General features: G+C 63.8%; 16 protein-coding genes. 7 read left to right on the forward strand and 9 right to left on the reverse strand.

Going from position 1 to position 13,516, the window contains the following annotated elements; translation table 11 throughout:
* Window positions 1–49: 49 nt before the first annotated feature.
* From R3355_RS18620 to sutA, 3 genes are all read left to right on the forward strand, one after another.
* The gene (locus tag R3355_RS18620; protein WP_318962560.1) at window positions 50–1,363 is read left to right on the forward strand and encodes an ammonium transporter; all 1,314 of its coding nucleotides are present in this window, start codon (window positions 50–52) and stop codon (window positions 1,361–1,363) included.
* Between the two features lie 80 nt (window positions 1,364–1,443).
* Complete coding sequence (locus R3355_RS18625) at window positions 1,444–2,694, forward strand: ammonium transporter (RefSeq protein ID WP_318948167.1); 1,251 nt, start codon at window positions 1,444–1,446, stop codon at window positions 2,692–2,694.
* A 235-nt stretch (window positions 2,695–2,929) separates the two neighbouring features.
* The gene (gene sutA / locus R3355_RS18630; protein WP_318962561.1) at window positions 2,930–3,256 is read left to right on the forward strand and encodes a transcriptional regulator SutA; all 327 of its coding nucleotides are present in this window, start codon (window positions 2,930–2,932) and stop codon (window positions 3,254–3,256) included.
* Between the two features lie 74 nt (window positions 3,257–3,330).
* Here the strand turns inward: sutA and R3355_RS18635 are convergent, their stop codons facing one another.
* The 6 genes from R3355_RS18635 to lptM all read right to left on the reverse strand — a co-directional run bounded on the left by R3355_RS18635 (window position 3,331) and on the right by lptM (window position 7,926).
* A complete protein-coding gene (locus R3355_RS18635; protein WP_318948165.1) occupies window positions 3,331–4,026 on the reverse strand; it encodes an HAD family hydrolase in 696 nt (231 codons plus the stop codon).
* Window positions 4,023–4,919: a tyrosine recombinase XerC gene (gene xerC, locus R3355_RS18640; protein WP_318962562.1), complete on the reverse strand. Its 897-nt coding sequence runs from the start codon at window positions 4,917–4,919 to the stop codon at window positions 4,023–4,025. The genes R3355_RS18635 and xerC overlap by 4 nt, the downstream gene beginning before the upstream one ends.
* Window positions 4,920–4,995: 76 nt before the next feature.
* On the reverse strand, window positions 4,996–5,700 hold the full coding sequence (locus tag R3355_RS18645) for a DUF484 family protein (RefSeq protein ID WP_318947242.1): 705 nt from the start codon (window positions 5,698–5,700) through the stop codon (window positions 4,996–4,998).
* Entirely contained in the window at window positions 5,697–6,527 is an 831-nt protein-coding gene (dapF, locus tag R3355_RS18650) for a diaminopimelate epimerase (RefSeq protein ID WP_318947243.1), read from the reverse strand. The genes R3355_RS18645 and dapF overlap by 4 nt, the downstream gene beginning before the upstream one ends.
* A 10-nt stretch (window positions 6,528–6,537) precedes the next feature.
* Window positions 6,538–7,791: a diaminopimelate decarboxylase gene (gene lysA / locus R3355_RS18655; protein ID WP_318962564.1), complete on the reverse strand. Its 1,254-nt coding sequence runs from the start codon at window positions 7,789–7,791 to the stop codon at window positions 6,538–6,540.
* Between the two features lie 9 nt (window positions 7,792–7,800).
* Window positions 7,801–7,926: an LPS translocon maturation chaperone LptM gene (gene lptM / locus R3355_RS18660; protein ID WP_318947245.1), complete on the reverse strand. Its 126-nt coding sequence runs from the start codon at window positions 7,924–7,926 to the stop codon at window positions 7,801–7,803.
* Window positions 7,927–8,233: 307 nt separating this feature from the next.
* Between lptM and cyaY the strand changes: the two genes are divergently transcribed.
* The 3 genes from cyaY to rnk all read left to right on the forward strand — a co-directional run bounded on the left by cyaY (window position 8,234) and on the right by rnk (window position 9,301).
* Entirely contained in the window at window positions 8,234–8,566 is a 333-nt protein-coding gene (gene cyaY / locus R3355_RS18665) for an iron donor protein CyaY (protein ID WP_318947246.1), read from the forward strand.
* Window positions 8,547–8,771, forward strand: coding sequence for a DUF1289 domain-containing protein (locus tag R3355_RS18670; protein ID WP_413243536.1), 225 nt, complete (start codon window positions 8,547–8,549; stop codon window positions 8,769–8,771). Before cyaY ends, R3355_RS18670 begins: the two co-directional genes overlap by 20 nt.
* Window positions 8,772–8,893: 122 nt before the next feature.
* On the forward strand, window positions 8,894–9,301 hold the full coding sequence (gene rnk, locus R3355_RS18675; RefSeq protein WP_318947247.1) for a nucleoside diphosphate kinase regulator: 408 nt from the start codon (window positions 8,894–8,896) through the stop codon (window positions 9,299–9,301).
* A 21-nt stretch (window positions 9,302–9,322) separates the two neighbouring features.
* Here rnk and R3355_RS18680 read toward each other — a convergent pair whose 3' ends face one another.
* The 3 genes from R3355_RS18680 to R3355_RS18690 all read right to left on the reverse strand — a co-directional run bounded on the left by R3355_RS18680 (window position 9,323) and on the right by R3355_RS18690 (window position 12,961).
* Window positions 9,323–12,178, reverse strand: a complete 2,856-nt coding sequence (locus R3355_RS18680) for a class I adenylate cyclase (RefSeq protein ID WP_318962565.1) — start codon at window positions 12,176–12,178, stop codon at window positions 9,323–9,325.
* A 121-nt stretch (window positions 12,179–12,299) separates the two neighbouring features.
* Window positions 12,300–12,545: a TIGR02647 family protein gene (locus R3355_RS18685; protein ID WP_305255715.1), complete on the reverse strand. Its 246-nt coding sequence runs from the start codon at window positions 12,543–12,545 to the stop codon at window positions 12,300–12,302.
* Between the two features lie 137 nt (window positions 12,546–12,682).
* Window positions 12,683–12,961, reverse strand: a complete 279-nt coding sequence (locus R3355_RS18690; RefSeq protein WP_318947249.1) for a hypothetical protein — start codon at window positions 12,959–12,961, stop codon at window positions 12,683–12,685.
* A 142-nt stretch (window positions 12,962–13,103) separates the two neighbouring features.
* On the opposite strand from R3355_RS18690, the gene R3355_RS18695 reads away from it, so the two are divergent.
* Window positions 13,104–13,516: glutathione S-transferase family protein (locus R3355_RS18695; protein WP_318962566.1), on the forward strand; the 413-nt coding region annotated here is incomplete at its 3' end.

Here is a 13,516-nt window from a genome sequence, read left to right on the forward strand (position 1 = left end):
CGATCTAACAAGTAAGCCTGCGAACCCCACGCCCCAGGAGTAACCCCCAATGACTCTGCGAAAAATCGCAGGGCTAGGAGCCCTTTTGTCTCTCGTTCCTGGCTTTGCCATGGCCGACGAGGCAGCTTTAAATGGCGGCGATACGGCTTGGATGCTGGTCGCGACCGTTCTCGTGCTGTTCATGACCATTCCGGGGCTGGCACTGTTCTACGCTGGCATGGTGCGTTCGAAGAACGTCCTGTCGGTGCTGATGCAGTGTTTCGCCATCACCGGCCTGATCAGCGTGCTCTGGGTTATCTACGGTTACAGCCTGGCCTTTGACACCACCAGCATGGAGCAGGGTGTGGTCAATCTCAACTCCTTCGTCGGCGGCTTTTCCAAAGCCTTCCTCAGCGGTCTGACCCTAGACAGCATGGTGGCCGGCATTCCGGAAAGCGTGTTCGTCACCTTCCAGATGACTTTCGCCATCATCACTCCTGCCCTGATCGTCGGCGCCTTCGCCGAGCGCATGAAGTTCTCTGCGATGCTGATCTTCATGGCGGTCTGGTTCACCCTCGTCTATGCCCCTATCGCCCATATGGTCTGGAGCGGCGACGGTGCGCTGATGTGGGATTGGGGCGTGCTCGACTTCGCCGGCGGCACCGTGGTGCACATCAATGCCGGTATCGCCGGCCTGGTGGCCTGTCTGGTGCTGGGCAAGCGCAAGGGCTTTCCGACTACGGCCATGCCGCCGCATAACCTCGGTTACACCCTGATCGGCGCGAGCATGCTCTGGGTCGGCTGGTTCGGCTTCAACGCCGGCTCGGCCCTGGCGGCCAACGGTACTGCCGGCATGGCCATGCTGGTGACCCAGATCGCCACGGCGACGGCGGCACTGAGCTGGATGTTCGCCGAGTGGCTCACCCACCGCAAACCCAGCGTGCTGGGCATTGCGTCCGGTGCGGTGGCTGGTCTGGTGGCCATCACTCCGGCGTCCGGCACTGCCGGGCCGATGGGGGCGCTGGTCATTGGCCTGGCGTCTGGGGTGATCTGCTTCTTCTGCGCCACCAGCCTGAAACGCAAGTTCGGCTATGACGACTCCCTGGATGTCTTCGGCGTACATGCCGTGGGCGGGATTGTCGGCGCCATTCTCACCGGGGCCTTCGCCGCGCCGGCGTTGGGTGGCTTCGGCACCGTGGAGAACATTCCCGCGCAGCTGTGGGTGCAGTTCGAGGGCGTGGCGTTCACGGTGGTCTACACCGCGGTGGTGACCTTCGTGATTCTGAAAGTGATTGACCTAGTAATGGGCCTGCGTGTCAGCGACGAGGAAGAGACGGTCGGTCTCGATCTCGCCCTGCACAACGAGCGTGGCTACAACCTGTAAGCACACGGAGTGCGCCCGGAGCCAACCCCGGGCGCCTTAACCGAACAGCGCTATAAAAGCGCGCCGGCAAGAGGTGAACCATGGATAACACAGCATTGACTGCACTGCAGTACGGCTTCGATACTTTCTACTTTTTGATTTGCGGTGCTCTGGTGATGTGGATGGCAGCGGGTTTTGCCATGCTCGAGGCCGGCCTGGTACGGGCGAAGAACACCACCGAAATCCTCACCAAGAACATCGCCCTGTATGCGGTGGCCAGCGTCATGTACCTGGTGATCGGCTACCACATCATGTACTCCAGCCCGGAAGGCGGCATCCTGCCGAGCCTGGGCTTCCTGCTCGGCGAAGAGAACAGCGTCGAGTCGGTTCTCGCCGGCGGTGACGACGCGCCCTACTACTCGGCGCGCTCGGACTTCTTCTTCCAGGTGGTGTTCGCCGCGACCTGTATGTCGATCGTCTCCGGTGCCGTGGCCGAACGCATGAAGCTGTGGGCCTTCCTCGCCTTCGCCGTGGTCATGACCGGTTTCATCTACCCGGTACAGGGCTTCTGGAAGTGGGGCTCGGGCTTCCTCAACGAAGCCGGCTTCCTCGATTTCGCCGGTTCCGGCGTGGTCCACATGGCGGGCGCTGCGGCTGCTCTGGCCGGTGTCCTGCTGCTCGGTGCACGTAAAGGCAAGTACGGCGCCAATGGCCAGGTCAACGCCATTCCGGGCGCCAACCTGCCGATCGCCACACTGGGTGCCTTCATCCTGTGGATGGGCTGGTTCGGCTTCAACGGCGGTTCGCAGCTGAAGATGAGCACCATCGAAGACGCCAACGCCGTGGCCCAGGTGTTCGTCAACACCAACATGGGCGCCGCCGGCGGCCTGATCGCCGCGATGATCGTGGCGCGCATCCTGTTCGGCAAGTCCGATCTGACCATGGCGCTCAACGGTGCCCTGGCCGGCCTGGTGGCGATCACCGCCGAACCGCTGACCCCGAGCGCCCTGCAGGCGACCCTGATCGGTGGCGTCGGCGGCGTGCTGGTGGTGTTCTCCATCCTCGGCCTGGACAAGCTCAAGCTCGACGACCCGGTCGGTGCGATTTCCGTGCACGGCGTGGCCGGCATCTGGGGTCTGTTGGCCGTGGTACTGACCAACCCGGACGCCACTCTGGGTGCCCAGTTGCTCGGTCTGGTCTGTATCTTCGCCTGGGTCTTCATTGCCAGTCTGATCGTCTGGTCGATCATCAAGCTGGTGATCGGCCTGCGCGTCACCGAGGAAGAAGAATACGAGGGCGTGGACATCGCCGAATGCGGTATGGAAGCCTATCCGGAATTCACTAAAAGCTGATTGCCGGTGATTTAAAACAAGGGCGCCTAAAGGCGCCCTTTGTTTTTTCTGGCAGCGCGCTAGAATGCGCGCCGATAAGCACTGTTTGCGGGACTGCGGTGCTTGTCCGGGCCAGCGCGAGAAGCGGCTGGGGGACTTTGCCAGGCAAGGTCATTTGAATTTTTTCCGGCGACGTACGAAAGATTACGTAGCTGGGCTATAACTAACCTGCTTTTCGCAAGTCATGAGGTTGAACATGAGCGACGAAGATCTGGAACAAGACGAGCTCGAAGGGGCTGACGAGGGCGGTGGCGAGGAAATGGCCGCCGCCGATGATGTCGACAGCGGTGACGACGACGGCGACGAAATTGTCAGCACGGGCAAGAGCAAGACCAAGGCCAAGGCGGCGGTCAATGTTGAAGAGCTGCCGAGCATCGAAGCCAAGCAGAAGGACCGCGACGCCCTGGCCCGCGCCATGGAAGAGTATCTGGCGCGCGGCGGCAAGGTGCAGGAGGTCGAGCCCAACGTGGTTTCCGACCCACCGAAGAAGCCCGACAGCAAATACGGAAGTCGACCTATCTGACTGCGCGTTGCACAACGTAGGCGAGGCAATATCAGCGGCGCAGGTCGTTTATCCACGGCCTGTTAAAGCCCGGCCTACACCCAGCTGTGCAGCAGTGCTGGCAATTCGGCCAGGCTGCGGATCTCGCCATCGGCACGCTTGCCGCCTTCCCAGGCGTTGCCCTGCGGGTTGAACCAGATCGCCCGCAGGCCGGCAGCCTGGGCGCCGGCGATGTCGTCGCTGGGGTGGTCGCCGATATGCACGGCGTGCTGCGCGGCAATGCCTGCACGCCTGAGGGCTTCCTGAAACGGCTTGGGGTCGGGTTTGCCGACCCCGAGTTCTTCCGCGCACAGGGCGAACTGGAAATAATCGGCCAGGCCCAGGCGGCGCACGTCGGCATTGCCATTGGTAATCACCCCGAGCTGGAAGCGGTTGGCCAGGATCTCCAGGGTCGGGTGCACCTCGGCGAACAGCTCGACCTGATGGCGGGCGGCGAGAAACACCTGAAAACCACCCTCGGCTAGCGCTACGGCCTCGCCGGGCGCATAGCCCGCGCCGGCCAGGGCATCGTGCAGGATGCGCCGGCGCAGTTCGCTGAGGCGATGCTTGAGTGATGGCTCGTCTTGCAGCAAGCGCGCGCGAATGGTCCACAGGTGCTCGACCGGCACCGCACCCAGGCGTGGCGCGTGCATTGCCAGCCAGTTGCGCAGCGTCGCTTCGGCATCCTGCATCACCGGGGTCACGTCCCACAGGGTATCGTCGAGATCGAAGGTGATCAGTTGAATGCTCATTCGCTACTGCCTTTGCGTTTGGCCCGTGGATGGGCGCGGTCATACACCGTGGCCAGGTGCTGGAAATCCAGGTGGGTGTAGACCTGGGTGGTGGCGATGTCGGCGTGGCCGAGCAGCTCCTGCACCGCGCGCAAGTCCTGTGACGACTCCAGCATATGGCTGGCGAAGGAATGACGCAGCATGTGCGGGTGCAGATTCTGCCCGAGTTCGCGTACTCCGGCCTGGCGCACGCGCAGCTGCACCGCGCGCGGGCCGAGCCGGCGACCCTGCTGGCTGATGAATACCGCAGCATCCGCCGGGTTGGCCAGGGCGCGCAAGGGCAGCCACTGTTCCAGGGCCTGGCGCGCCATGCGCCCGATCGGCAGCTCGCGGGTCTTGTTGCCCTTGCCCAGTACCCGCACCAGGCCGTCGCCCAGGTCCAGGTTGTCGAGGTTGAGGCCGACCAGTTCGGACAGGCGCAGGCCGGAGGAATAGAACAGCTCGAGCATGGCCTGATCGCGGCGGGCGATGAAGTCGTCCCCGACCGCGCCGTCGAGCAGCTGAGCGGTGCGGTCGGCATCCAGGGTTTTCGGCAGGCGCTGCTCGCCTTTCGGCGGCGTCAGGCCGCTGGCCGGATCGTTCTGGCAATGGCCTTCGCGGATCAGGTAGCGGTAGAGGCCGCGTGTGGCCGAAAGCAGGCGGGCCAGGCTGCGGCTGGACTGGCCCTCGAGGTTCAGGCGGGCGATCAGCCGGCGCAGGCGCGGGGTGTCCAGCGCGGCCCATGCCGCGATCTGCTCACGTTCGCAGAAGGCCAGCAGCTTGGTCAGGTCGCGGCTGTAGCCGTCGAGGGTGTGCCGGGAGACCTGGCGCTCGCTGCGCAGGTGCTCGAGGTAGGCGTCCAGATGATCTTGCATGGTTACTCCCCGGGGCCTTGTGGGCGCGGGTGTAGGGTGGGCTGAAGCGGATCGTCGCCCGGCCCACCCTACGTCATTAACGCACCGAGCGTAGCGGCGTGGCGAAGCGCGGCAGCACGCGGGCCAGGACTTCGGCGATATAGCCGAGGAACAGGGTGCCCAAGGAACTCTTGTAGTGCTGCGGATCGACGCTGCCGATCGCCAGTACGCCATGCAGGCCCTGGTAGGACAGTGCGACCACCGCCGCCGAGCCGATCTGCCTGGCTTCGCTTTCGCCGAACAGGAAGTTCAGTTCATGCTCGCGCAACACGCCGCAGATGGTCTTGCCGCCGGCCAGCAGGCCACCGATGGCCTGATGCGCTTCGGCGCTGCTGACCGAGCGACCGACCGCTAGCGGCGTATCGCTGAACAGGATCAGGCTGACGAAAGGCACCTGAAACTTATGGCGCAGGCTGTCTTCCACGGTGCTGACTACCTCTTCGAGGCCGGAGGCATCGAGTAGATCGAGCACCAGGCGTCGGGTCTTGTCGAACAGGCGGTCGTTGTCGCGGGCCACATCCATCAACTGCGATAGGCGGTGGCGCATCTCGATATTGCGCTCGCGTAGCAGTTTCACCTGGCGCTCGACCAGCGAGATGGTGTCGCCGCGCTGGTGCGGGATGCGCAACTCGGGAAGCAATTCGTCATGCTCGACGAAGAATTCCGGATGCCGACGCAGATAGTCGGCAACCGTCGCCGCATCGAGTTCGAGTGGCTTGGGTGAATCCTGTTGGTCGGTCATAGGCGAACCTGTCCTTCGTACACGCGCATCGCGGGTCCGGTCATCATAACGGGCTGTCCCGGGCCTGCCCACTCGATGGACAGCTTGCCGCCGAGCAGCTCGAGTTGTACCGGCGAATCCATCCAGCCCTGGCGGATCGCCGCCACTGCCGCCGCGCAGGCGCCGGTGCCGCAGGCCTGGGTCTCGCCCGCGCCGCGCTCCCAGACGCGCAGCCTGGCATGCTGGCGGTCAACGATTTGCAGGAAACCGACATTCACCCGCTGCGGAAAGCGCGGATGCTGCTCCAGTTTCGGTCCCAGTTCATGCACCGGCGCGCTGTCGACACTGTCGACGCGCAACACGGCATGGGGGTTGCCCATGGATACGGCGGCCAGTTCGACCGTTTGACCGTCGACTTCGACGCGGTAACTCAAGGCTTGCTGTTCGGCCTGGAAGGGGATTTGCGCCGGTTCCAGGCGCGGCGCACCCATGTTCACGCTGATCTGGCCGTCGGGGCGCACGTCCAGTTCGATGATCCCGCCCTTGGTTTCCACGCGGATCTGCTTCTTCATCGTCAGCCGCTTGTCCAGCACGAAGCGGGCGAAGCAGCGCGCGCCATTGCCGCATTGCTCCACTTCCGAGCCGTCGGCGTTGAAGATGCGGTAGCGGAAGTCGACGTCCGGATTGCTCGGCGGTTCGACCAGCAACAGTTGATCGAAACCGACGCCGGTGTGGCGATCGCCCCACTGCTTGGCGTTCTTGGGCTGGATGTGCGCGTGCTGGCTGACCAGGTCGAGGACCATGAAGTCGTTGCCGAGGCCGTGCATCTTGGTAAAGCGCAATAGCATCAGGGTGCCCTTATGGTGCTGGCGGCAGCTGGCTTTCGCCCGCAAAGAGTTCGCTAAGGGTCTCGCGCCGACGCACCTCGAAGGCCTGGTCGCCATCCACCATCACCTCGGCGGCACGGCCGCGGGTGTTGTAGTTGGAACTCATGACGAAGCCGTAGGCCCCCGCCGAACACACGGCCAACAGGTCGCCTTCGGCCAGCGCCAGGTCGCGATCCTTGGCCAGGAAGTCACCGGTCTCGCAGATAGGTCCGACGATGTCGTAGTTGCGCGTCGCGCCCTCGCGCGGCTGCACCGCCGCCACGTCCATCCAGGCCTGGTACAGCGCCGGGCGGATCAGGTCGTTCATCGCCGCATCGACGATGGCGAAATCCTTGTGTTCGGTGTGCTTGAGGTATTCCACGCGGGTCAGCAGCACACCGGCGTTGGCGACGATCGAACGGCCCGGTTCGAACACCAGGGCCAGGTCGCGGCCGGCGATGCGCTGGCGCACCGCCTGGATGTATTCGCCGGCCAGCGGCGGCTGCTCGTCGCGGTACTGCACGCCGAGGCCACCCCCCAGGTCCAGGTGTTTGATGCGGATGCCGCGTTCGGCCAGGCGGTCGATCAGCGCCAGCAGGCGATCGAGGGCATCGAGGAACGGCGGCAGGCTGGTCAGCTGCGAACCGATGTGGCAGTCGACGCCGATCACTTCCAGGTTGGCAAGCTCGGCGGCACGGGCATACACCGCCTCGGCGTCGGCGATGGCAATGCCGAACTTGTTTTCCTTCAGCCCGGTGGAAATATACGGGTGGGTACCCGCATCCACATCCGGGTTGACCCGCAGCGACACCGGCGCCTGCACGCCCAGTTCGGCGGCGACCTGTTGCAGGCGCTCCAGTTCGTCGCTGGATTCGACGTTGAAGCAGTGCACGCCGATCTGCAGCGCACGGCGCATGTCGTCGCGGCTCTTGCCGACGCCGGAGAAGACGATCTTGCCAGGCGTACCACCGGCGGCGAGGACGCGCTCCAGTTCGCCGCGCGAGACGATGTCGAAACCGGCGCCGAGCCGCGCCAGCACGTTCAATACGCCCAGGTTGGAGTTGGCCTTGACGGCGAAGCAGACCAGGTGCGGCATGCCCTGCAAGGCATCGGCATAGGCGTGGTACTGCGCCTCGATGTGCGCCCGCGAGTAGACGTAGGTCGGCGTGCCGAAGCGTTGGGCGATGGCGGACAGGGCCACGCCCTCCGCGAACAGCGTGCCGTCGCGGTAGGTGAAGGCGTTCATGAGCCGTCCTTATTCGGTTTGCGCAGGCGCGGGCTTGCTTTCTTCCGGGAGGAACAGCGGGCCTTTCTGGCCACAGCCGCTAAGCAGAGTGCTGACGGCGACAAGCGCGATAAGGGCAGTAAACAGCCGCTTCATGGTGAAGTCCTTGTAATAAAGCATGATTGCGCCGGAGTATACCGGCCCCCCGGCGCCTTGCCTATGCGCCAGGACTCCCGTCCGACGGGGCTTTGCCCGCGCCTCGGGAGAGGTGCGGATCATGCGCGTCGGGCACGGTATACTGCGTTTCTTCGCGTATCCGACTCGCTATGCTGGTCGTGTGACGCAACCTTTGTGCGCTGTGTTACGCCGGGTTCAGGCGCTCCGGCCGGGCTATCGCGCGCAACCTTGTTCCAGAGCGTCTGGCACTTTTTTGCACCACCTGAATTTTTCGAGGACATCCGCAATGAGTTTGACCGAAGCCCGCTTTCACGATCTGGTCGATACCGTACAGCAAGCGGTGGAAGACATTTTCGATGACAGCGACCTGGACCTCGACCTGGAAAACTCGGCGGGTGTGCTGACCGTGCGTTTCGAGAATGGCACGCAGCTGATCTTCAGTCGTCAGGAACCGATCCGCCAATTGTGGCTGGCGGCCCGTTCCGGCGGTTTCCACTTCGATTTTGACGAGGCCAGCGAGCGCTGGATTTGCGACAGCAGCGATGAGCTGCTGGGTGAAATGCTCGAGCGCATCACCCTGGAGCAATCTGGAGTCAGTCTTGAGTTTGAAGAACTCTGAGTTGCGTCCCGACGCGGCGCCCGAGCGGGTTGTGTCGGTAGTCGCTTCGCCGTGCGTGCGCCAGTGCTGCCTGGACGACGGTGATATGTGCCTGGGATGTGGTCGCTTGCTCAACGAAATTCTCGACTGGGGCAGCGCCGACGATGCGCGTCGGCGGGCTATTTGCCATAGCGCCCAGGCACGCTTGCAGCAGCGTCGAGGCTGACCTGCCGGTCTTGTTTATTTGAACGGCTGTGATACGGTCGACCTGACTTGCGCAAAAACCCCGTCTCTATCAGACGGGGTTTTGCTTTTTATGCATCCCGTTTAAGGAGAGTTGAGCTGACCATGACCAGTGCACCGCCAATTACCATTACCCGTCTCGATTTACAGCGTCTGGAGCGTTTGCTCGACAGCCTGGAGGAATTTGGCCCGGGTGCTGTCGCCCTGCAGGCCGAGCTGGATCGGGCCGACGTGGTTAGCCACGACCAGGTGCCGGCCGGAGTGGTCACCATGAACTCGCGGGTGCATTGCCGCGAAGAAAGCAGCGGCAAGGACTATCACCTGACCCTGGTTTACCCGCAGGACGCCGGTAAAGAAGGCTGCGTGTCGATTCTCGCGCCGGTGGGCAGCGCACTGCTGGGGCTGAGTGTCGGCCAGCACATGGACTGGATAGCTCCCGGTGGCAAGGAGTTGAAACTGACCCTGTTGGCCGTGGAATACCAGCCGGAAGCGGCCGGCGAATACAGTCGCTGAAGCGCTGGCCGGCCCGCTTGCTCAGGCTTTATCCAGTGCCGCATTGAGTGCCGCTTCCAGGCGGGCCTTGTAGCGCAGGTAGTGAATCGTCTGCGCTCGCCCATCGCCAAGCACGGCGGACAGGTCGAGGTCGGTGATGTAGCACGGGTAGCGCTCGCCCTCGCGCCGTTGGGCGAGGATGTGCCGGGCCACGGCGGCGAACAGGTCGCCGGCGTACTCCAGTTCGGAGAATTCACGGTGGTTGCAATACAGGGTCACGTGAGCGCGCTTGCCGTCGACCGGCTCGACAATCGCCTGCACGTCGTAGAAGGGGTGGCTCACCGGTGCTTGCGGTGGCGGACGCAGCTCCACCTGGCGGGCCCGCTGCGGCGCCGCCGGGAGGACTTCGTAATAGAGCACCTCCAGCGCCGTCGACGGTGTCGGGCTGTCCAGCGGCAGCAAGGCATTGCGCCGGTACAGCAGCGATTGCAGGAAGCGCTGCAGCGGCGTCAGCAGGCTTTGTTCGTCGCGAAACGGCACGCTCTGCCGCCACAGCGCGTTGTGTTCGTCGAGCAGGGTCAGTTCGGCCAGGCCGCTGTTTTCGTGGCGACGGTAGAACACCTGGATGCACTCGGGGCGGCCAAGCGGCAGGATCAGGGCCAGGTCGTCGCCTTCCAGGGCATTGCGATCCAGGTGCAGCCGGCTATAGCCAGGTTGCTCCTTGCCGAGGTGCTCGAGCAGCGCCGGCATGCCCGTCAGTGCAGTGTGGCTGACCTGCCCCGGCGTCAGTTCGAGCAGGTGGTAGTGCTGCTTGATTTGCAGCAGGTAGCGGCTGTGCTGCGGCCCCGTGAAGTTGTTCAGACTGTCGCGAAACAGCTCCTCGACCCGCTCGGCGATGGCCGTGGCGCGATTGCGACAGAAGCAGCGCACCCGCAGGTTGGGTTTGTTGCCGCTGGCCGGCAGACTGTTGAGGAAATCGCGCAGGCAGTCGAGCAGTGCATGGGGGCCGTCATAGCGGCTGACCAGTAGTTCGTTCCAGCTGTTCAGGCTGACCTGGTCGATGGTCAGAATCAGGTTCTCGCGCACCCCGGAATAGCCCAGGGCATCGGTCCGTCCAGTGGTCATGTGCACATTCATCTGACTGTGCTGCTTGAGCGGGTCGATGCCGACATTGATCAGCAGCAGCACTTCGCCGGGTACGCTGGCGCGCAGCAGCGCGCTTTCCTCGATCGCGGGCAGCGGCAGCGGCATCGTCTGTTGCAGGCAGGCCAGCAGATTGGACAGTTCGAATTCGCTCAGGTCGCTGTCGCCGGGGTGCAGCGACAACCGCGTGCTGCTGTCGATCACGCCATTGCGGTGGCACCAGGCGAGTAGCTCAACCAGCTCACGGGCGCGCTTGAGCGGGGCGAAATCCGCCCACTCCTGGACGCCGAGGCTGCCGCTGAACAGGGCCCACTGATTTTCGTCGCTGGCCTCGATTCTCGGGCTCTGCACCAGGGTCAGGGTGTCTTCGCCCAGATCCGGGGCGATGCCGGGGTTGATGAATTCGATCTTGCCGGCCTTGCGCTCGAAGGCGGCATACAGGCGCCGGCCGAGTACGCCGAGGTCGCGGCTGTTGAGCGAGCTGCCAGCCTGGGCGTCGCGGGCGAACTGGGAGAGGAAGCGGTAGCTGTAGGTCAATTCGTTGACCAGGGCACGGCGCTCGGCGCTGACCTGGCGCACCTTCCACTGGCTGCGGCTGTCGAGCATCGCCAGTTGCCGGCTGTCCCAGTTCCAGTCGCAGGTCAGGCGCTCGAGCAGCAGGCGTTGCCAGCTTTTGCGCTGGTTGCGTGGCGGTCTGCTGAGTTTCTTGTCGATCTTCAGGTACAGGCAGCGGCGGATCAGCTCCAGGCGCTCGGTTTCGCCGCGCGCGCTCAGGTATTCCTCCAGACGGCGGTAAACCACGATGTAAGGGTCGAGTTCGTCGAGGTCGAGGCGATTGCAGAAGACCGCTTGCTTGAAGCGCAACGACAGGCATTGCACCTGGGGATGTTCGCTGGCGTAGACCTCGGTGAGCAGCAGCTTGAGTACCGACTTGTATGGCGACTCGATGCCCTTATACAGCTGCCACATGCCTGCACCGATGAATTCGCTCGGCGGAATCTGCGCCAGATGGCCGAGGTCGAGTACCTCGTCGGCGCGGATAAAACGCTTGTTCAGCAAGATGCCGATGTAGTCGTGGTAGCGCTGCTCCTCGTACACCGGCACCAGCCACCAGAGCGGGGTGCGCCCGGCCAGCCAGATCGCCGTGCGGTAGAACTCGTCGAGCAACAGGTAGTGCTGAGTGGTGCCGCAGTCGTCCGAGGTCAGCTGCGCCTCGCGGTCGCCGACGGTAAAGCGCGCCGGGTCGATCAGGAAAAAATGCGCTTCGGCGCCCTGGGTCGCAGCCCAGGCCTCCAGTTGCTCGCACTTCTTGCGCAGCTCGGCGATATCCCGGGGGCTGAGGTCGGGCGCGTGACAGACCCACAGGTCCATGTCGCTGTGCTCGGCCTGGGCCACTGTGCCCAGGCTACCCATCAGGAACAGCCCGTGGAGCGGCAGTGCGCTGTTGCCGCGGCGTGCCTTGTAGACGAAGGAACGGGTCAGGCGCTGCGCCTCGGCGAGCAGATCGTCGCCCGGCTCGAAGCCGCTCAGTCCGGCCGGCGTCAGCCCGGACACATAGCCTGGCAGCAAGGGATGATTAACGTGAAACAGCAGTGGCAGCAACTTCAGGACCAGCTGCTGGCGGGTCGACAGTGCCTGCATGGCGCGCTGCAGGCGGCCATCATTGACCTTGAGAAAGCGCGCGCGCAGTTGAGCCAGTACCTTGCGGTCGATACCTTCGTCGATATCCGGGCGAATTTCCTCGGTACGGCTCATGCGCAGGCTCGGCGGGCAATGCGCCACGACGGCCAGTCAGTCGTGGCGAGGTGCGGGTAGGAGTGCCATCTCGCCCACGCCATGGCCCGCTTGCGCGTGCGGCGTGGGCAGTGCCGGCGGGTCAGGCGGTTTCTGTCACATTGAGAATGGTCAACAAGACTTGCGCGTGTTCGGCCGCGTCCAGTCCCAGACTGGTCAGGTAGCCGCCATCTTCCTGGGTGACCAGGCCTTTGGCGTGCAGGCGTTTGGCCGCAGCAATCGCTTGCGGTGCGGCGACATGGTGAACCTTGAGGCCTTCCTGGGTGTTGCCCAGGTTGAACAGGGCGAGAAGATCCAGTTCGGCAACCAGCTCAGGGGTAAAAGACATAAGTGCTCCAGGCTCTGGTAAACAGGGGCCGGGCAGCGCGTGTGCCCGACTGGTTGAGGCCCGCGTGGATGAAGCGAGGCGCGGGTGTGTGCAGTGTAGCGAGACGCGAGGTTGTGCGCAGGACTAAGCGACTAGCGTCAGGAGGTTTCTTTCGGCAACTCCGGCAGGGCGCGCAGGGCCTGCTCGTAAGCCGCGTCATCGAATGGCCGATCTTCGTCGAGCATGGCCCGGACCTCATGGGCCAGCACCATCGCCATCAGATGCAGGATTTCGCCGCGCTCGTAGCCGACCAGGCTCAGCTTGTTCAGGGTGGCCAGGGCGGCAGGCGGCTGCGCGGCCTCGAGCTGATTCTCGATGGCCTGGATCAGCGCTGCTTCGGCAAAGGCTTCGTCTTCGTGCTCGTCGTGTTCGCTCATGCTTGGCTTATCCGTGGACTGAGGGTGCAGTGTGCCAGCGTGACAGCGCCCGCGCCATTCACTGACTTGATACGGCTGGCTGACATGGCCTGTCTGGGGCTATAAATCTAGCTTTCTGTCCGCCGGCCTGGAGCCTGTCAGCATGTTCAAACTATACGGATTTACCGTGAGCAACTACTTCAATATGGTCAAGTTGGCCTTGCTCGAGAAGGGTCTGGAGTTCGAGGTCGTGACCCTCTACGGCAACCAGAGCGACGAATTTCTCAGTATCAGTCCGCGTGGCAAGGTGCCGGTGCTGGGGGTCGAGCAGGGCTTCATCAACGAGACCAGTGCGATCCTCGAGTATCTGGAAGAGTGCACCGAGGGCAAGGCGTTGCTGCCCGGCGAGCCATTCGCCCGCGCCCAGGTGCGCACACTGATGAAGGAAATCGAGCTGTATATCGAGTTACCCGCGCGGATTGGTTACCCGGAGGCATACTTCGGTGCGGAGATTTCATCCGCCTTGAAAAACAAGTGCAAGGCCGAGCTGCTGGCCGGGATCGACACGCTCAAGCG

The sequence above is a fragment of the Pseudomonas sp. genome (assembly GCF_033723075.1).
Classification (GTDB): Bacteria; Pseudomonadota; Gammaproteobacteria; order Pseudomonadales; family Pseudomonadaceae; genus Aquipseudomonas.